The 19,065-nt window shown below is 40.5% G+C and carries 20 protein-coding genes; 5 read left to right on the forward strand and 15 right to left on the reverse strand.

Features of this window, described 5'->3' with window-relative positions; genetic code table 11:
* Positions 1-56: 56 nt before the first annotated feature.
* The 3 genes from AB8M93_RS15385 to trxB form a co-directional block, all read right to left on the reverse strand.
* Positions 57-767, reverse strand: a complete 711-nt coding sequence (locus tag AB8M93_RS15385; RefSeq protein ID WP_373059277.1) for a hypothetical protein — start codon at positions 765-767, stop codon at positions 57-59.
* Positions 754-1,314 (reverse strand): RNA polymerase sigma factor, encoded by a 561-nt coding sequence (locus AB8M93_RS15390; RefSeq protein ID WP_373059279.1) that lies wholly within the window; start codon positions 1,312-1,314, stop codon positions 754-756. Before AB8M93_RS15390 ends, AB8M93_RS15385 begins: the two co-directional genes overlap by 14 nt.
* 218 nt (positions 1,315-1,532) lie before the next feature.
* The gene (gene trxB, locus AB8M93_RS15395; RefSeq protein ID WP_373059281.1) at positions 1,533-2,528 is read right to left on the reverse strand and encodes a thioredoxin-disulfide reductase; all 996 of its coding nucleotides are present in this window, start codon (positions 2,526-2,528) and stop codon (positions 1,533-1,535) included.
* Between the two features lie 175 nt (positions 2,529-2,703).
* Between trxB and AB8M93_RS15400 the strand changes: the two genes are divergently transcribed.
* The gene (locus AB8M93_RS15400; protein WP_373059283.1) at positions 2,704-3,330 is read left to right on the forward strand and encodes a trimeric intracellular cation channel family protein; all 627 of its coding nucleotides are present in this window, start codon (positions 2,704-2,706) and stop codon (positions 3,328-3,330) included.
* Positions 3,331-3,402: 72 nt separating this feature from the next.
* Positions 3,403-4,134, forward strand: coding sequence for a response regulator (locus AB8M93_RS15405; protein WP_373059285.1), 732 nt, complete (start codon positions 3,403-3,405; stop codon positions 4,132-4,134).
* Here the strand turns inward: AB8M93_RS15405 and AB8M93_RS15410 are convergent, their stop codons facing one another.
* The gene (locus AB8M93_RS15410) at positions 4,135-6,096 is read right to left on the reverse strand and encodes a sensor histidine kinase (protein ID WP_373059287.1); all 1,962 of its coding nucleotides are present in this window, start codon (positions 6,094-6,096) and stop codon (positions 4,135-4,137) included.
* A 209-nt stretch (positions 6,097-6,305) separates the two neighbouring features.
* On the opposite strand from AB8M93_RS15410, the gene AB8M93_RS15415 reads away from it, so the two are divergent.
* The 3 genes from AB8M93_RS15415 to AB8M93_RS15425 all read left to right on the forward strand — a co-directional run bounded on the left by AB8M93_RS15415 (position 6,306) and on the right by AB8M93_RS15425 (position 8,363).
* Entirely contained in the window at positions 6,306-7,094 is a 789-nt protein-coding gene (locus tag AB8M93_RS15415) for a hypothetical protein (RefSeq protein ID WP_373059289.1), read from the forward strand.
* A 5-nt stretch (positions 7,095-7,099) separates the two neighbouring features.
* Positions 7,100-7,639: a nuclear transport factor 2 family protein gene (locus AB8M93_RS15420; RefSeq protein WP_373059291.1), complete on the forward strand. Its 540-nt coding sequence runs from the start codon at positions 7,100-7,102 to the stop codon at positions 7,637-7,639.
* Between the two features lie 121 nt (positions 7,640-7,760).
* Positions 7,761-8,363 (forward strand): nuclear transport factor 2 family protein, encoded by a 603-nt coding sequence (locus AB8M93_RS15425; protein WP_373059293.1) that lies wholly within the window; start codon positions 7,761-7,763, stop codon positions 8,361-8,363.
* A gap of 110 nt (positions 8,364-8,473) precedes the next feature.
* Here the strand turns inward: AB8M93_RS15425 and AB8M93_RS15430 are convergent, their stop codons facing one another.
* The 11 genes from AB8M93_RS15430 to AB8M93_RS15480 all read right to left on the reverse strand — a co-directional run bounded on the left by AB8M93_RS15430 (position 8,474) and on the right by AB8M93_RS15480 (position 18,826).
* Positions 8,474-8,887 carry a DUF6691 family protein gene (locus tag AB8M93_RS15430; RefSeq protein WP_373059295.1) on the reverse strand — a complete coding sequence of 138 codons (414 nt, stop codon included), beginning with the start codon at positions 8,885-8,887 and terminating at the stop codon, positions 8,474-8,476.
* 3 nt (positions 8,888-8,890) lie between these two features.
* Positions 8,891-9,448, reverse strand: coding sequence for a YeeE/YedE family protein (locus AB8M93_RS15435; RefSeq protein WP_373059297.1), 558 nt, complete (start codon positions 9,446-9,448; stop codon positions 8,891-8,893).
* A 101-nt stretch (positions 9,449-9,549) separates the two neighbouring features.
* On the reverse strand, positions 9,550-10,449 hold the full coding sequence (locus AB8M93_RS15440) for an NAD(P)-dependent oxidoreductase (protein WP_373059299.1): 900 nt from the start codon (positions 10,447-10,449) through the stop codon (positions 9,550-9,552).
* Positions 10,450-10,479: 30 nt separating this feature from the next.
* Positions 10,480-10,842, reverse strand: a complete 363-nt coding sequence (locus AB8M93_RS15445) for an SPW repeat domain-containing protein (RefSeq protein WP_373059301.1) — start codon at positions 10,840-10,842, stop codon at positions 10,480-10,482.
* A 1-nt stretch (position 10,843) separates the two neighbouring features.
* Positions 10,844-11,407: a vitamin K epoxide reductase family protein gene (locus AB8M93_RS15450; protein WP_373059303.1), complete on the reverse strand. Its 564-nt coding sequence runs from the start codon at positions 11,405-11,407 to the stop codon at positions 10,844-10,846.
* 1 nt (position 11,408) lies between these two features.
* Positions 11,409-12,482 carry an NAD-dependent epimerase/dehydratase family protein gene (locus tag AB8M93_RS15455; RefSeq protein WP_373059305.1) on the reverse strand — a complete coding sequence of 358 codons (1,074 nt, stop codon included), beginning with the start codon at positions 12,480-12,482 and terminating at the stop codon, positions 11,409-11,411.
* A 218-nt stretch (positions 12,483-12,700) separates the two neighbouring features.
* Positions 12,701-14,242, reverse strand: coding sequence for an acyl-CoA carboxylase subunit beta (locus tag AB8M93_RS15460; protein ID WP_373059307.1), 1,542 nt, complete (start codon positions 14,240-14,242; stop codon positions 12,701-12,703).
* Positions 14,243-14,287: 45 nt separating this feature from the next.
* Positions 14,288-15,727 (reverse strand): acetyl-CoA carboxylase biotin carboxylase subunit, encoded by a 1,440-nt coding sequence (gene accC, locus AB8M93_RS15465; protein WP_373059309.1) that lies wholly within the window; start codon positions 15,725-15,727, stop codon positions 14,288-14,290.
* 180 nt (positions 15,728-15,907) lie between these two features.
* Positions 15,908-16,393, reverse strand: a complete 486-nt coding sequence (locus tag AB8M93_RS15470; protein ID WP_373059311.1) for an acyl-CoA carboxylase biotin carboxyl carrier protein subunit — start codon at positions 16,391-16,393, stop codon at positions 15,908-15,910.
* A gap of 187 nt (positions 16,394-16,580) precedes the next feature.
* A complete protein-coding gene (locus AB8M93_RS15475; protein ID WP_373059313.1) occupies positions 16,581-17,921 on the reverse strand; it encodes an MBL fold metallo-hydrolase in 1,341 nt (446 codons plus the stop codon).
* Positions 17,918-18,826, reverse strand: a complete 909-nt coding sequence (locus tag AB8M93_RS15480) for a sterol desaturase family protein (protein WP_373059315.1) — start codon at positions 18,824-18,826, stop codon at positions 17,918-17,920. The genes AB8M93_RS15475 and AB8M93_RS15480 overlap by 4 nt, the downstream gene beginning before the upstream one ends.
* Positions 18,827-19,065 lie beyond the last annotated feature (239 nt).

The raw sequence follows: 19,065 nt of genomic DNA on the forward strand, positions 1-19,065 counted from the left end.
CTTTTTTAAAGCTAGATTTATCTGCGGCAATACCTTAAAATTTCTACCGGAAGTCTTTAGTTTGCAAATGCAGATTTTATCTTTAAAAGTTCCCAAATGAAGTTGTCTATAGCCAAATTTCTTTGTCTGTAATTTGCCGGCATTTCATTTTCTATAACTGTTGCTTCTGCCAAAATCTCCTTTGCCGGCAGTGAAGACCATTCCTGCTCTTGCAGGTTTATTTTTTCGTTTTCAATTTTTTTAAAGGCAATTTTAAGCAAAGAATCTACTTCAACATCTGTAACCTTAACTTCTTTTAACTTAAGCTCTTCAGAAGTTTTATAATAAGCTGAAAGAACATTAGAGCTGCTCATGTTTTCTTTATTTGTTGCCTTAGCAGCAAGAGGAGCCGATTTTTCCGTTTCAGTTATGGAAGATATTTCCTTCCGTTCCCGTTCGTTAGGAATTACCGCCGCAGAAATGTTTTTTTCATGCAATCCATTAGCTCTTTCCTCACTTGCATTTCCTGCCTCAGTAGGATCCACATCAGCTTTAGTATTTATAAAGGAGAACATAAACTGTCTGTTGGTTTTATTGCTAAGCGGAAAAAAGCCAATCATAAAGAAGCTTATAAAAAGTGCTGTTTTTGCAAATAACCTTTTCTGAAAATTCTTTTGCTCCTTTTTATCCAGTTTTTGTACAAACTCCTGCCAGGAATCTTTCCCGGGTTTCAGGCTATAATCTTCTAACTTGGACCTAACATATATTTCTATATCAAAGTGCTTCATAGTTTTTTCTGATTAGTTCCACCTTCTTCTGAAGAATTTTTCGTGCCCTGGAAAGTTTGGACCTTGAAGTTTTCTCCGGAATCTGCATTACCTGTGCTATCTCTTTATGGCTATAGCCTTCTATGGCATGCAGCATAAATACCAGCCGGAAAGCTTCAGGAAGCTGGTCTATCATGCCCAGCAAGTACTCCGCTTCGCTATAATTGCCCACTGCAGGGGTGCTTGGTTCCTGTGTCTCAACCAGGTCACTTTCATAAACCAGCCATCGCTTCTTTTTCAGGAAATTTATAGATTCATGCACCATAATACGGCGTACCCACCCCTCAAAACTTCCTTTTCCAATAAAGCTGTTTATCCTTGTAAATACCTTTAAAAATCCACGGTGCATCACATCTTCTGCAAACTGCAAATCTTTCACGTAACTCCTGCACACGGCTAACATTTGCGGGGCATACTTTTCATACAAACCATATTGGGCCGCCCTATCCTGCTTTGCAGCTTTGCGAATAAGCAATTGTTCATTATGGTAAAAAGGAATTATTTTCACTGTCCCAGGCTTTTAAACAGAAATACAATACGCCATATATTGTAAAGACAACCGGGGAGACACAAAGGTTCCCTAAATTTAATATTTTAACATAAAATAATCATTTCCAGTACGTTAAAACATTATGCAAACTATGTGGGTATTTTTAAATACTCATTTTTAAAACAAAAAAAAGCCCCGCAGCGACGGGACTTTTAAATATTATATTTCTGATTAGGCTATTGTACGGTTTCCTTTTTTGTTTGCGCGTTCTCTATATCCTCTTCAGTTTCTATTTCGGCAAGGTAGCGCTCTGCATCTAAAGCTGCCATACAACCGGTTCCGGCAGCAGTAATGGCCTGCCTGTAAACCTTATCCTGCACATCGCCAGAAGCAAATACCCCCGGAATATTGGTTTTGGTAGTCTTGTTTTGGGTAACAATGTACCCGGTGCCATCCATATCCAGCCAGTCTTTAAAGATTTCTGTATTGGGTTTATGACCTATTGCCACAAAGAAACCGGTAATTTTAATTTCTTCTTTTTCCCCGGTTTGGTTATTTACCATTCGCAGGCCTTCCACTACCTGTTCCCCAAGGATCTCGTCCACTTCGGTATTATAACGTAAATCAATATTTTTAGTAGTTTCCACGCGGTGCTGCATTGCTTTGGAAGCTTTCATATAATCTTTACGCACCAGCATGGTCACTTTATTACAGATATTGGCAAGATAGGTTGCCTCTTCTGCAGCGGTGTCACCCCCTCCAACTATAGCCACATCCTGACCTTTATAAAAGAATCCGTCACAAACCGCACAGGCCGATACTCCTCCGCCTCGTAATTTCTGCTCGCTTGGCAGTCCAAGATATTTTGCAGTAGCTCCTGTGGAAATGATCACAGTTTCTGCCTCTACCCATTTAGAATTATCGATACATGCTCTATGTATTCCTCCTGTCTTTTTACTGAATTCCACTTCAGTAACCATTCCTATCCTCACGTCGGTTCCAAAACGTTCAGCCTGTTTCTGAAGGTCTACCATCATCTGAGGGCCGTCAATCCCATCAGGATAGCCAGGAAAATTGTCAACTTCAGTAGTTGTGGTCAATTGTCCTCCGGGTTCCATTCCCGTGTACATCACCGGCTTCATATCTGCTCTGGAAGCATAGATTGCTGCGGTATATCCGGCAGGCCCGGAGCCAATTATAAGACATTTTATTCTTTCGGTCGTATCGCTCATATTTTAATTCTGTTTTGGACTGTAAAAATACTAACTTTCAGTAAAAACTAAGGGGTATTCCAATTAAGATTTGTTATCTGCCAATAACCTGAATGCATAAATTCTATGGTTTTGTCTTCTTTAATAATCAAAACTTACCTTCTTCTTTTTAAGTTTTAAATTACCTTTGCCGGCAATGGAGCTAAGCCTTTTTAATATTCTTGACCTCCTTGGTACTATGGCATTTGCCATTTCGGGAGCATTGGCCGCAATGGATCGAAAACTTGATCTCTTCGGGGTTTTTATTATCGCTTTTGTAACTTCTATTGGAGGCGGCACGCTTAGAGATATATTAATTGGAAATACCCCCGTACTCTGGATGGAAAATATACGTTACATATACCTGATTGGTGCGGTTACCATTCTTGCCATTATCTTCAGGGGTAAAATAAATTACCTCAAAACGTCGCTTTTTCTTTTTGATACCATTGGGCTTGGTATCTTTACCATTACAGGCGTGGAAACCGGCATACGAAATGATCTTGATCCCATAATTTCTATAGCTCTGGGCGCAATGACAGGAACTTTTGGAGGGGTAATTCGTGATATTCTCTGTAACGAGATCCCGGTGATCTTCAGAAAAGAAATTTATGCCACTGCCTGTCTTATTGGTGGCCTGGCCTTTGTTATTTTGGATAGGTACAACATCAATAATGACTTAATTTACATTATTACTTCCCTTACCGTAATTAGCATTCGTCTTGTGGTAGTGAAATACAAGATATCACTGCCTTCTTTCTATTTACCCAATACGCCACGGTAACTAAAGGGAATTTACCATCTAAGCTTCAGATTATCAAATCTTTGCCTATATTTAATAAATTTATGCATTGCTGTGGGAGCTCCTGTAAAAATACTTATTGTTGAAGATGAATTGCTTATTGCAGCAAATATATCCTTACAACTTACAGAACTGGGCTATCATGTTACAGGGATCTTTTCCCGTGGAGAGGAAGCATTGAGTTCCTTGAAAACAGAACTACCCGATATCATACTGCTGGATATAAGGTTAAAGGGCAAAATGGATGGGATTGAAATTGCTCAGCTTATTCAGAAAGATCATTCCATTCCTATAATTTATCTTACCGCCAATGCCGATGATGCATATTTTAACCGTGCAAAAGCAACCAGTCCTTATGCTTTTATTTCCAAACCCTTTAAAAAACTGGATCTTATAAGGGCCCTGGAACTTACTTCAAGTAGAATAATGGCTGAAAACATCGAGAAAAACAGTTCTGATTCTCCATTTATTCTAAGTGATCGTATTTTTGTAAGGCATCATGAAAAAATGGTGAAAATCATTATAAAAGATATTTATTATATAGAAGCGGAAAGGAATTACTGCAGGATCTTTCTTAAAGATCGCGAATATTTACTAGTCACAACTCTTAAAGAAATGGATGATAAACTTCCTGACCAGCATTTTTTAAGAATTCATAGATCTTATGTGGTGAATCTTTTGCATATAGACGAAGTTGCAGGAAGCCATATTGTTGTTGCAAAAAAAGCACTCCCATTAGGAAAAACAAAGCGCACCGAACTTCTTAAACGTATCCAAACCATTTAATCACGCTGCCTTCATGATATTGAATTCAAAGGAAACGCTGGTGCCATGAGTAAAATCCTGTGACATAATGCCGTCCAGCTGTTGGGTTAAAAGGGAGATTAGCCTGGTGCCAAAACCGGTTCCCTTAGCCGCTTCACTCTCCTGTTTTCCCAATCCGTTATCTATAACTTTCAAGCTTAATTTCCCTTCGCCGTTACGGTGCAGTTTCACTATAATTTTGCCTTTCTCACCATTTGTAAAGGCATATTTGAGGGAGTTGGTAAGAAGTTCGTTTACAATTAGGCCAAGGGGAATGGCGGTATCAATATCAAGTTCCAGAGGCTGCATTTTATACGATATCTCAATTCGGTCTCCCATCCCAAAGGAATCCAGTACATACACGCCCAGATTCATCAGGTATTCCTTCATTTCTATAGTCGAAAGATTTTTGCCCTGGTAAAGTCGTTGATGGATCATACTCATAGAATGCACCCTGTTCTGATTTTCCTTCATCACTTCAATAATTTTAGGATCTTTTATAACTGCCGACTGTAAGGAGAGCATACTGGATACCGTTTCCAGGTTATTTTTCACCCTGTGATGAATTTCCTTTAATAAAAAATTTTTTTCTTCATTCTTTCGCTGCAGCAACATCCTTTTTTTCCTGTTGCTCCTGAAGGAAATGAATAGGATAACTAGGATAATAAGCAGCAGGGCAGCTATAATACTAATTAGCATCTGCCAAGTACGTTGTTGCTTTAGCCTCGCTTCCTGAACCTTGATGGTACCTTCTTTTTTGGCAACTTCAAACTGGGTTTGCAACAGGGAAATACGCTCATCTGCTTCCACAGTAAAAATACTATCCTCGAGGGCATCAAATTTCAAAAATGATTCATAAGCTTTCTCATATTCCCCAAGCCCCGCATAAGCTTTCCCCAGCTCTTCATAGGCCTGACTAAGAAAAAATTCATCTCCAAAATCTGAGGTCGCAATTTCAATACTTTTATGGAGAGCACTTATTGCTTTGGAAAAATCCTGTTGTGCATTTTGCAGTTTCGCAACAGATAACCAGGAACGCATCAACATAAAATTGTTATCTAGATAGCCTGCATATCGAATGGCCTCAACTCCGGCTTTCTCTGCATCTGCATAGTTACCAAGAAATGTATTTAAATCTGTAATAGAAATATAAACATCGCTCAGATTATTGTAAAACCCATAACGCTCCCCTATTGCTATAGATTTATTGTAATAATCCAAAGCCTTTTCATAATTACCAAGACTCAGGTAATTATTACCTACCACATAAAGCGTAAAATCGTAATCCAGGTCATCCAGCTGCCGTTCTTCAAAATATTTAAGGGAAAGCAGGCCGTATTCCAATCCTTTTTCGAACTTGGAAAGCTTCCAGAAAAGATTGCTCAAATCACTATAAGCCAAGGCAATTGCTTTTTTGTCTTTTAATTTCTCACCCAGCCGCAAAGACAGCAGGGCATAATCTGTGGCTTTACCCAACTGCCCCTTTCTTTCAAAAACATAGCCCAGCTGCGTATTCAGAAAAGGCAGGTCTTTTTCTTCCACCTTAGTTTTAGCCATTTCCAAAACCTCATGGGCCTCATCCAGATTTTCCATTCTCAAAAGTACAGCGCCCTGGGTGATTTGAAATCTCCCTTCCCATAAACTGTCATTTTTTGATCTCGCAAGCTTAAGGCCTTGTTTAGTAAAATTCAATGCTTTGTTTAAATTACGGGTGTGCCAATAGTAGGCAAGATCGTTTAATACTGAAAAGTAACTGCTGTCATCCGGCATCCCGTTAAGATTATATTCCAGGGTTTCCAGGTAGGAAGTATCAAAATCATCGGTTTCCACAAAAACCTTTCTGTAAACATCGCCCCTCTTAAAATTGAAAATCTGGGCACCTGCTTTAAAAGATGGCAGGAGCAAAACTATAAGTAAAGGAAAAACACGATAGCTTAAGTTCATACTTTATATTGATATCACTCCGGTATTAAAGATACATTTTTAAACATACTTTATTATAATTCAGTTATTTAAGTTAAAGAATAGCTTTGATAAAGATGAGCCCGCTTTGGGACATTATTTGTCTACCCTCGTCCTAACTCAATTGCAAACCACAGGGAATTAGAGTTTTTTTACCCTTATAAATCAATAATCAACTAATTCCAATTCTTATGAAAATCATTAAACTCTTTACGGTAATCTTAGCCTTCTTTATGGTTTCAACAGGCTTTGCTCAGGAAAAAAAGAACCAGGCATTTTTAATACATGAAGACCAGGTAAATCCATCGATGCTTAAAGAATATGAACAGGTATCCAAAGATTTTGTAAAAGCCTGCCAGCAATACAAGCCTGAAGGAATTGACTGGAGCACCGCTTCTATGGACAATGGCAGGTATCTTTCCATTTCTCCAATAGAGAAACTATCAGATATTGAAGAGATGTCTTATGCTCCTCTAATTGAAAAAATGGGTGAAGATGAATTCCGCGCAATGCTGGACAGATTCAACAAATGCTATGATAAACATGGGAGCTATGTGGTGGTACTCAATGAGCCACTTTCTTATATGCCCGATGGTTTAGATCCCGAAACCCCCGGAGAAAATTATAGGAAGTGGCATAAAATGGAAGTTTCAGCATCTAATGTTCCCCAATTAAGGGAGAAAATGATTGCTTTAAAGGACTTGTTTGAGAGAAAAGGTTCTAAAATGTATTATCGCATTTATCACAACGGGTTTGGAAATATAGGAGATTATTATGTAGCCGTTATTTCAGCCAAAGATGCCATAGATTACGCGAAAAAATCTGCCGAAAACCAGAAGCTTCTCGGGGAAGAAGGGGAGAAAGCTTTCGAAGAAATGATGCAGTATGTTTCCTCTTATGAAGTCACTTCTGGTGAAATGCGGCCCGACTTGTCTTATCAGGCTCCTAAAACCACCACTATTACTGAAGTTAAACAATAGAAATCATGAAAAAGCTTATAACACTATTCCTGATAATGGCATTTATCTCCTGCAACAATAACAAAAAAGTTGATGAAGAAAAGGAGGAGCAAAGATACACTCAGCAATCGCCGGAAATTGAGGTGATGAAAAGCGCCATAAAAGATTATGAAGATGGCAATTGGGAATCTTTTGCCTCTCATTATGCCGAAGATGCCGCAATTTATACCAATTCCGAGGACAGCGTGTCAGTTAGTGAAATCATTTCAGCACGGCGGGACGCTTTGAAACCATTTGATACCTATCGTATAAGAACTTCCCCAGATGAATATGAAATGGTAGTTACAGATAAGGGAGAAACCTGGGTTAATTTCTGGGGGGTGTGGGAAGCTCGTATTACCGGAACCAGTAATACCGTGAATATGCCTTTACATATTACCCAGAAGTATGAAAATGGAAAAATTGTAAAGGAATATGGTTACTACGATTCCGGCAGGATCAGTTCCGCATTAAGTGAAACAGCAGCTATAAACGATAGCATAATTGCCTCCTCTTCTGAAAATTGAATAATTGGCTAATTCAACTTAATTGTAACAAGTTAATGGCGGGGGAGCTTATAAAGATAATTTGATTAGGCTGCCCTTCCAGAATTATAATATTTCCTATCACCAATAATATAAAGATATTATGAAAAGTTTACCTTACAATTTGTTTCTACTTATGCTTAGCCCCATGCTGGCCTTTACACAGGTAACCAGCAGCTACAGTATAACTAACAACGCCTGGCAGGGAAAGCTTGCTGAAGAACTGGGATACAATCCGGAAGGAGATGGGGACAATTTAAATCCAGTATTTACCCAGGATAAAACTTTAAATACATCAGGGAAATTAAGAGAAACAAACCTTAAGGTAATCCAAAACCTTTATCTGGCTTTTTCCAGAGGAGATATTTCGGCAATAACAGCATGTATGGATCCTGGGATTGAATGGAATGAAGCAGAAAACTTCCCTTATGCCGATCGTAACCCGTATATAGGTCCTCAGGCTATTGTAGATGGCGTTTTTGCACGAATAGGGGAAGAATGGGAATATTGGAATGTTACCAATATTAACTATTATGAAATGTATAATAATAAGATCCTGGTTACCGGAAGGTACAGCATAAAAAACAGGAAAAACGGAGTAAAATCCAGCATTCAAATGGCCCATTTGTGGGAACTGGAAAATGGAAAGATCAAAAAATTCCAGCAATTTGCAGATACCAAAGCTATAGCTGAAGTCATGAAGTAATCAAGTAGAGAACTATTCACTTAACTAAGGCCAGAATGGACCAACCGTATAGCTAAATAACGGCCGGTCCAGTTTGGCCCTTCATTGGGGAGATGAAGATTATTGTATATCTAATGAGGTAGTTTATCCCTTACTAAACCATAAAGGAAGGTTCCAAGTAAAGCGCCGCCTAAAACCACCAATATCGAAACATAGCCGGCTCCAACCAAGGTATAAATGGGCCCGGGACACGCACCTGCAAGGGCCCAGCCGAGTCCAAAAATAATCCCGCCGTACATATACCTGCTAAAACTTTTTTTCTTCGGAGCAAAATTTACCGACTCTCCAAAAAAGGTTTTAATATTTTTTCTTTTGATAAGCTGGATTCCCAGTATTCCCACTACCAATGCTGAACCCATAATTCCATACATATGGAAGGACTGGAACTGGAACATTTCGTAAATACGAAACCAGGAAGCGGCTTCACTTTTGTACATTACTATCCCGAAGAAAATACCTATAAAAAGATAACTTAGTGTTCTCATGTCTTAAAAGATTATTGGAAATACTACATGGATCATAAATAAACCACCAATAAAAAAGCCAACAACCGCAATAAGCGAAGGCAATTGCAAATTGCTTAAACCAGAAATCGCATGGCCGGAAGTACAGCCACCGGCATATCTTGCGCCAAAACCAATAAGTACTCCCCCAATTAAGAGAATAGCCAGTGATTTTATGTTGGTTAAAGCATCCAGGCTAAAAAGCTCATCGGGCAAATATGCATTGCCTGCACTTTGGAATCCCAGGTTTTTAAGATTTTCTACTGTGGCAGGATTAATGGCTACTGCAGCATCATTAGATAACAGGTGCGCTCCTAAAAATCCGCCAACTGCAGCCCCAACTATAACCACAAGGTTCCATCGCTGCGCCCGCCAGTCGAATTTGAAAAAATCGGCTTTGGCATCTGCCCCACACATGGTACACATGGTTCGCAAATTGGAAGACATTCCAAACTGCCTGCCCATAAGAATCAACAGGAACATCACTATAGCTATTAAAGGCCCGGCCACATACCACGGCCAGGGCTCCAGAATCAAATCCATATATTTTTTATTTAAGGCACAAAATAACTGTATTTCCAATGGAAGCACAGTAACAAATGTTACAGTCGTTTTATTCTGATAAAACTTAAGGTAAGATCAATTTATTTTAAATAATCCCTGAGGTTTTTTATAACCTTTTGAGACAAACGGGTTTCTGTTTCAGCAGACCAGCCCGCACTTTTTTCTGCGGAAATAATATTGGTGTTTTTCAATATCCTGCCATCTAAAGCACTTTTACCATCCCCATCGAAGATTGCGAAATTGGCAGGTTCTTTTATCCATTTTTTAAATGCTTCTTCGCTAAATGGCAATCCCAGAGAAGTATTGATCAAAATCTTACCGGGAGCCATTTTAGCAAATTCTTTCTCCCCCAGGATTTCAATATTTTTAGGTAAATGTATACTGATGATTTCTGAAGTTTCCAGTAATTTTTTCAATGGAAGGTACTTTACACCCTTCTCTTCCCAGTCTTTTTTCCTGGTCCTGCTAAAGTAGTAAAGATCTGCTCCAAAAGGCAACAGGCATTTTGCCAGTAATTGTCCCGTTACCCCAAGGCCAATAATCCCGATTTTCCTGTTAGTAAGTTCCACAGGCATCTCCTTCCACTGCTGCGCTCCAAAACCATGAAGTAGTCTCACCAATGCAGAAATGATGAATTCCACAACCCCGGGATCGCCATAATCCCTTATGCCGCGAACTTCTATCCCTTTATTCCTGGCGTATTTTACCGCAACATTGGCCGAATCTTCATCATACAGGCTGCAGCACATGCCTATATATTTCAAATTTGGGCATTTAGAAATGATTTCTTCATTAATTTGTGTGCGCCAGGATACCAGCACCGCTTCGGCATTGCCAATACGCTGAATGATTTCAGCTTCAGTTACGGGATAATCCTGATAGATCTCAACTTCAGTTTTACTGTGTTCCTTCAGCTCATTAATAGCCCAGTCCTGAAGCCTGGTATGATCTACCGAGACAATTTTATTAAATTTCTGCATATAATATTTTCCGAAGATAGTATTGCTAAATTAGTGCTTCATGTGAGCAGGCTCATCCTGCCATAAGGATTTCCAACCCCCGCCAAAACTGCTTTCAACCTTACCTTTAACAGATGCGAAAACAGCCACCAGCACGCCTGTGCCCATATCGCTCACAATGGCCCACGTTTCCGTATAACCCAAAATCCAGGGCGCCAGAAGCAGCCAGGCGGCAACAGGATAATTCCATTTTCTTACGTTGCGGGTGGCCTCCCAATAAGAAACCACTGCAAAAGTGACAATTATGGGTCCGGCAATATGCCCGTTATCGGCATGGGCACCTGTGGCACCTATAAATCCCGGGGCGGCCATAAGCCAGATTCCCAGGACGGTATTAATTATTTGTCCCCACATATTATTTTACTTTTTCAATTTCAGATTGTACTCCCCAAAAGGCTTTCCAGGTAGAAGCATCAGATCTTTTTACGCGTTGCATATACTGCAGGCTTGCCAGCATTTCATCCATGGCAGGCCCAATCATGGCGATGGAAATTGCTGCGGAACACAGGCAAAGCGTGCACCAGGCCGAAAACAGCACCGGCTGAAATACCACCAGCATTACGCTCACAAAACCCAGTGGACCTACGGCAAGCCCAAAAACAATAACGATCCAGGGCATTTTCTTCCACCTGTGTGTACCGCCTATCACCCCGGTTGCCGCGTCTACCAGGTAGCCTATGGCGCCCAATGCCGCATCGGGAATTGGCAATACGTCTGAAACTTTAGAATTCAGGATTGTTTTGCTGCCATCTCCAAAAAATGGTTCCCAAACGTGATCTACAATATTTAACTGGTAGAGCGCCAGGTAGCCCGCCACAAAAACGCCAACCACCGCAAGAATAACAATTGGAATTCGCTGCCCCCAGCTTGCCGGATTGTAATCCCACCCAGGTGGAATCTCATGTTTTTTATCTGCCATACTATTCGAGATTATTTTCTTTATACCATTTCTCAGGATCTTTTTTAAGGTTTTCCACCATTTTGGGCAGCGTATCCAAAAGCCTGTGTTTTGGCTCCCAGCCTAAAATTTCCTTTGCCCTGTTAATGTCCAGCTCATAATGATCGTCTGTCCTGTCTATCATCCATGGTTTGATAAAAGGATCGCCCACCAGGTCCATAGCCCAGGCTCCTGCCTTGGCGACCGCTTTTGGCATTTCATAAGTTTCCCATTCTTCACCATGTATTAGCCGGCCCAGGATATCCTGCAATTCTTTATAGGTAGGACTGGTAGGTTCTCCAATATTAATGGCCATTTCGTTAGGAATTTCATCTCTGCGTTCCACGGTACGTTCCAGCGCGTCCAGGATATCGTCCAGGTGAACAAAAACATCCCCACTGTTTACATCTCCGGAATAAAAATGGCTGGTGAAATCTTTTTCGTAAATCCTCTTTATCTGCTGGGTAACGGGAATGGAATGTCCCATTTCGTTATATGCCCCGCCAACTCTCAGAAATACAGTACGGATATCTCCATTTTCATTCCTGATAAGCTCCTCGGTTTGGACTTTGGATTCGGGGTAACCCCAATTTGCTTCCACAGGACAATCTTCATTTATTTTCTTCCCGGGCTGAGTAGGTTTATAGATAAGGTCTGAGCTGGAATAGATAAACTGCCCAACTTCAAAATCCTGTAGCTGCCGCAGGAATTTCCTTGTGCCTTCTACATTTATCTTGTCATAGGCCGGGCTGTCTTCTGTATTAAAACTGTAGAAGGCGGCGAGATGGATCACCGCTGCAATTTTATTTCCGTAACCATACCGTATGCGCTCCATGGCAGCTGCTATCGCATTTTCGCTGGTAATGTCAAAATTCACACATTCAGCTTTGAGTGGCGGGTAAGGCGGCCCTACCCTGTCCAGCCCAATAACCCGGTAATTCTTTGCAAGTCTTTCAATTAATGGATAACCTATTAATCCGCTACTACCGGTAATAAGAACAACTTCCTTATCTTCAGCACGCGCTCCCTTTAAAGGGTGATCTATAATCTCATCCATATATTTTATTATTTTTTAGTGGTTTATTTTAAGTTAATAAATAACTCACTAAGCTCCCGGAAAGGGCTCATGATTTAACAAAATATAAGGAGAAGCTACAGCCTTTCGTTAAAGAAAATTCAACATACCATTTTTCGTGATATTGCTTTTTCAGAAACAAAAAGAAATTAAGCTTTGCAGAGATCCTCTTTTGCTGAAAAATTACTTCGGAATAAAAATTACAGAGGAATATTCCCGTGTTTCCTGTCTATCCTTAAAACATGCTTGTTTTCCAGCATACTGAAGGCTTTCAGAAGTTTTTTACGGGTATCGCGCGGCATGATGACCTCATCAATAAATCCTCTTTGCGCCGCTTTAAAGGGATTTGCAAATTTTTCGGCATATTCAGCTTCTTTTTCTGAAAGTTTCAGGTCAGGATCTTCGGCTTCTTTTATTTCTTTTCTGAAAATGATTTCACTGGCGCCTTTGGCTCCCATCACGGCAATTTCGGCAGTTGGCCAGGCATAGTTAAGATCGGCGCCAATATGTTTGGAGTTCATCACATCATAAGCTCCGCCGTAGGCTTTACGGGTAATCACCGTTACCCTGGGCACGGTGGCTTCACTAAGCGCATAAAGCAATTTCGCGCCATGCAGGATGATCCCGTTCCACTCCTGGTCTGTTCCCGGTAAAAATCCCGGCACATCTACCAGTACCAGCAGCGGAATATTAAAGCAGTCACAAAAGCGGGTAAACCGGGCCGCTTTTTTAGAGCTGTCCACATCTAACACACCCGCCAGGCTCATTGGCTGATTGGCTACTATCCCAATGCTCCTGCCCCCTAACCTTGCAAAACCCACAATAATATTTTCAGCATAATTTTTATGGATTTCAAAAAAGGAATCCTTATCAATAATACCCTTAATCACCTCATGCATATCATACGGTTTATTAGCACTATTGGGCACAAGCCTGTCTAAATTTTCCCGAATCTCATCCCCCAGCTCATAAGGTGATTTTTCTGTTTTTTCCTTATTGTTCTGCGGAAGGTAACTCATAAGGGTTTTAATATCTTCCAGGCAGGTAATATCGTTATGGGAAGTGATATGGGTAACACCCGATTTTGTGGAATGTGTACTCGCACCGCCGAGTTCTTCAGAAGTCACTTCTTCATTGGTCACCGTTTTCACCACATTTGGCCCGGTAACAAACATATAACTGGTATCCTGTACCATAAGTGTAAAATCTGTCATGGCAGGAGAATACACCGCTCCCCCGGCACAAGGCCCCATAATTGCAGAAATTTGAGGAATTACGCCCGATGCCTGTACGTTTCTGTAAAAAATATCGGCATAACCTCCCAAAGATTTTACACCTTCCTGGATCCTGGCTCCGCCGGAATCATTCAAGCCAATAATTGGTGCGCCCACTTTCATGGCATGATCCATTACTTTGCAGATCTTTTCAGCATGAGTTTCAGATAAAGCGCCACCAAAAACGGTAAAATCCTGTGCAAAAACATAAACAAGCCGCCCGTTGATGGTGCCATAGCCCGTAACTACACCATCGCCGTAATATTGCTGCTCGTCCATCCCAAAATCTGTAGTACGATGGGTAACCAGGATCCCTATTTCTTCAAAAGAACCTTCATCCAGCAAATAATCCACCCTTTCGCGGGCAGTCAACTTTTTCTTTTCATGCTGTTTTGCGATTCGTTTTTCCCCGCCTCCCAAATGTGCCTGGGCAACTTTATCTTTAAGTTTATCTATATTCTCACTCATATATTTTCTAATTGTATTGCTGCATTTGCTAATTAACTGCAATCCCTATTTTGGGATCCTTACAATTTTTTGATCCTTTAAATATTGCTTCAGGGCTATTAATCCTGCAAGTTTCGCCTCTTCCTCTATTCTAGCTTCCAGTTTTTCTGCGGAATAATACTTCTTCACAAAATGTGTATCAAAAGTCCCGCTTCTGAAGGCTTCATGTTCAAACACAAACTTCCCGAAAGGCAGGGTAGTCATGACGCCCTTTACTTCATAATCATCTATGGCTTTTATCATTAATTGTATGGCCTCTTCCCTGCTTTTGCCATAAGTAACCAGTTTTGCCAGCATGGGATCGTAATAAATGGGAACTTCCATGCCTTCTTCAAAACCGTCATCCAGTCTTATCCCTTCTCCTTTTGGCCCACGATAACGCTCCAAAACTCCCACACTAGGCATAAAATCCTCCATAGGATCTTCAGCATAAACCCTTAATTCTACCGCGTGGCCTTCAATTTTTAAGTCTTGCTGCGAAAACTGAAGTTTTTCGCCCCTGGCAACTTTAATTTGCTGTTCTACCAGGTCTATTCCCGTGATAAGTTCGGTAACCGGATGTTCTACCTGCAGGCGGGTATTCATTTCCAGAAAATAGAAATTTTTATTTTCATCCATAAGAAATTCCACCGTTCCTGCACCAACATAATCGCAGGCTTTAGCCACTTTTACGGCAGCCTCCCCCATTTCTTTTCGCAGTTTTTCATCCAGAATTACAGAAGGGGCTTCTTCCACCACCTTTTGATGCCTTCTCTGGATACTGCATTCCCTTTCAAAAAGATGAAGAAAATTCCCGTGCGTATCAGATAATACCTGGATTTCTATATGCCTTGGGGAGCCAACATATTTTTCTATAAAAACAGATCCGTCTCCAAAAGCAGATTCTGCTTCGCTTATGGCACGCTGCATCTGGTCTCCAAGCTCACTTTCTTTTTCAACAATACGCATCCCTTTTCCACCGCCACCGGCAGAAGCTTTTATCAAAATTGGAAAGCCGATCTCCCGGGCAATTCCCTTGGCTTTTTCAACATCGGTAATGGCTTCATCTATCCCGGGAACCATGGGAATATCATATTTTTTAACCGCATCTTTAGCGGCAAGTTTGCTCCCCATAATTTTAATAGCCTTAGAACCCGGGCCAATCCAGGTAAGGCCGTTTTTTTCCACTTTTTCGGCAAAAGCGGCATTTTCGCTTAAAAATCCGTAACCAGGATGAATCCCATCTACACCTAAATTTTTAGCCACCTCAACAATCTTATCGCCTCGCAAATAAGATTCGTTAGAAGGCGCTTCGCCTATACAAACCGCCTCATCGGCAAACTTTACATGTGGTGCATTTCTATCGGCTTTTGAAAAAACAGCCACGGTTTTAATTCCCATTTTCTGGGCAGTCTTCATCACCCGCAATGCGATCTCTCCCCGGTTGGCTACTAATATTTTCTTCATTTGTAACTCTCTGTTTTAGATTTTGTAATTTTTAATGGCATAAATGCGAAACAACCACCCCGGCCTTTGGCCATCCCTCCTTAAAAAGAATGGGATCTTTTTTGTTAATTAAATGCTGCCCTTAAATTTTTCCACTTTCCACTTTTCACTTTTCACTTTTCACTTTTCACTTTCCACTTCTCACTCCAGCTCAATTAATAACTGATTCTTTTCCACGGTTTGCCCTTTTTCAACATGAATAGATTTTATTATCCCGTCTCCCGGAGCACTCAGGGTATTTTCCATTTTCATGGCCTCCAGTACCAGCAAATAATCGCCTTCCTTTACCTCGTCTCCTTCTTTTACATTTACATCCAGGATCAAGCCGGGCATTGGCGCCTTAATGTCATTAAGCAATTGTGCAGAACCAAGGGAAAGCCCCATAGCTTCAATCAACAAATCCAACTCATTGGAAATATCTACTTCATAGCTATTGGAGTTGATCTTTACACTATATTTTTTATTATTAAAATTGGAGTCAAGGATTTCAGCTTTAAAAGAATGGTTGTCCTTTAAAACATGAAATTTGGAAGCAGAAATTTGTTGTTGGTCTAAAGCATCAATTTCATCTTTGGTGAATTCATATTCATAAGAATTGTTCACCTTGATTTTATATTTTTTTTCCATATTTCTTACTTAAAGCGGAATTTTAAAGCTTGTTTCGTAAATATAGAAAAAGTTTGAGGCTTTAATTAAAGCTTTTACAAAGCTTTTGGAAAATCTTCTTTTGCCGGAACAAAAAAAGCCACGGCTGCATTCGTTTAATAATGCGCCGTGGCTTCAACCAGTCTAATGGAAAGACAAATCTTAATCCTTATTCGGTAAAATCTTTAATATTATCGCTAAGGTCATACACCTTGGTAGCTTCAAACTTACCGGCAAGGATGCTGCTCCCGGCTGCAGAACGGTAACCGCCTGCGCAGTGCACCACTACAGGCTTATTGGAAGGGATTTGATGCGCCGCGCTTCTTAGCTCATTAAGCGGTATGACAAACGAATTTTCAAAGATCCTGCCTTCTTCCACTTCGCTTTTATTCCTTACATCTACAATGGTATAATGATCTTTATTCTTTTTGAAGTCTTCCAGGTCAAATGCTTCCGAAGCATTAGAAACTTCAGCAGATAAGGTGAGAATGCCTTTTAGCTGATTTTCATAACCAATTTTAGCCACTCGTTGCAGAATTTCATCAAACTTCTCCACGCTTTCCAGCACCAGGTAAAACTCCTCCTCAGGTTTTACAATCGCACCCAGCCAGGTCTCAAATTTGTCATTTTCAGATCGTGCCATGATATTGAAGCTGTTGGGCAGATGGCTATTTTTGAATGCTGCTTCATCCCTTGTATCCACCACCAAAATGTCTTTTTCTACTTCTTTGGCCATCAATATAAAATTGGCCATCGCCACTGCTTTTTGCACGTTCTTAGCTCCGGTTTTGTTGATGTCTACATTAAACCCGAAATAAGAAGGTATAAAAGGCTGATCTTTTAAAATTTCTTCCACAAACTCCTCCTCTGTTTGCTCTTTAAATGCCCAATTTCCCTGGCGCTCATTGCCCAGCGTGCTGGAAGAATCGCTGCTCATATTTTTTCCGCATAAAGAACCTGCACCATGAGCAGGATATACCAGTGCTTCATCGGGAAATTCGGTATACTTTTCCTTGATAGTATGGTACATTTTTTTGGCAAGATCTACACGCTTAGCCTTCATGTTACCGGCGTTTTCCCTAAGATCTGGCCGCCCCACATCTCCAATAAAAAGCGTATCTCCGGTAAAAAGCGCTGTTTTAGCTTCAGCTTCAGCAACTACAGTAATACTATCTGGAGAGTGCCCGGGAGTGTTGACTGCTTTAAAAGTAATATTGCCCATTTTAAAGCTATCGCCATCATCAAAAGTTTTATGGTTATAATCTGCGCCTACCATTTTGCTCACATAAATAACGGCCCCGGTTTGTTCACTAATTTGCAAATGGCTGCTCACAAAATCGGCATGCGGATGTGTTTCAAAAACTGCCACAATTTGCGCGTTTTGCTCTTCGGCATACCGGTAATACTGCATGGGATTCCGGGAAGGGTCCACAAGGGCCATTTTGCCATCGCTCACAATAGCGTAGGAATAATGCGCCAATGGATCGTCTTTAAATTGTTTTATGTTCATTTTGTGCGTTTTGAGGTATTATTTTTAAAATCTTTATCTTTTCTGAATGGGAAAGCTATCTGATTTTTAAAATCTTCAGGGAATGCTTCATCTCCTTTAAATCCCAGTCTTATATTTTTCCCATTCTGCGGAATATAAGCTGTTCCGAAGAGATAATCCCAGATACTCAGGGATAAACCGTAATTCATGCCGTACGGCCTTTCTTTTGGCAAATCCCTGGAATGATGCCAGATATGCATTTTAGGATTATTGAAAATGTAGCCGAAAATCCCGTAATTCCAGCCCAGGTTGGCGTGGTTCAGGTGGCCAATAAAAACAGCCAGCATATGCACCACAAAAAATTCCTTTATCCCGAAGCCAATTATTGCCAGGGGAAGATATTGCACCGTTTTATAAATAATAGTTTCCATAAAATGAAACCTGAACTGCGCCGCAAAGCCCATTTCCTTTACACTATGGTGAATTTTATGAAATTCCCACAGCCACGGCTGCCGGTGCAACTGGCGGTGAACATTCCATTGAATAAAATCTGCAATTACAAACATAAGAAGCAATTGTGCCCATCCCGGGAAATTTTGGATATGAAAAGCCACAATGTTTTCCATTCCCAGTAGCCCCAGGAAATCATTGAACAACTCCACTCCCACATTAGAAATCGCGTTGTACCCAATTAATGAAAACAGGAAAAAATTAAAGAGGATATAAAAAGAATCCAGCCAGAAACCTTTCCTGAAAAGGTTTTGAGAACTACGCCAGGGAATGATGATTTCCAGCAACCAGACCAAAACAGAAAGGCCAATAAGCCAGTAAAAATAACTGTTCCAGGAAGGATTTGTAATTTCCTGCACCAGGTAATTAAAATATCCCGTAAAGGAATTCGCAATTATGTTTACATATTTCTCCAACTCGGCTAAATTTTCTGAAGCAAAAATATAGATTTCGATGAGTTAGGGCAGTAACTTTTGTTACAATGAGAAGAAAACCTGATAAAAATCAGCTTAATTTAAAGTTTTGAGCTGTAAATACTCATTGCGGCCAATGCTTACGAAATAAAGCAAATAGCCCAGGAAAAGAAACATGATTAATGACAGGATAAGGGAATAAAATCCCCTTTTTGCTGAAGTTAGTCCTCTTAAGCTGGTTC

It is taken from the genome of Autumnicola aciditolerans (genome assembly GCF_041679265.1).
GTDB lineage: Bacteria > Bacteroidota > Bacteroidia > Flavobacteriales > Flavobacteriaceae > Autumnicola.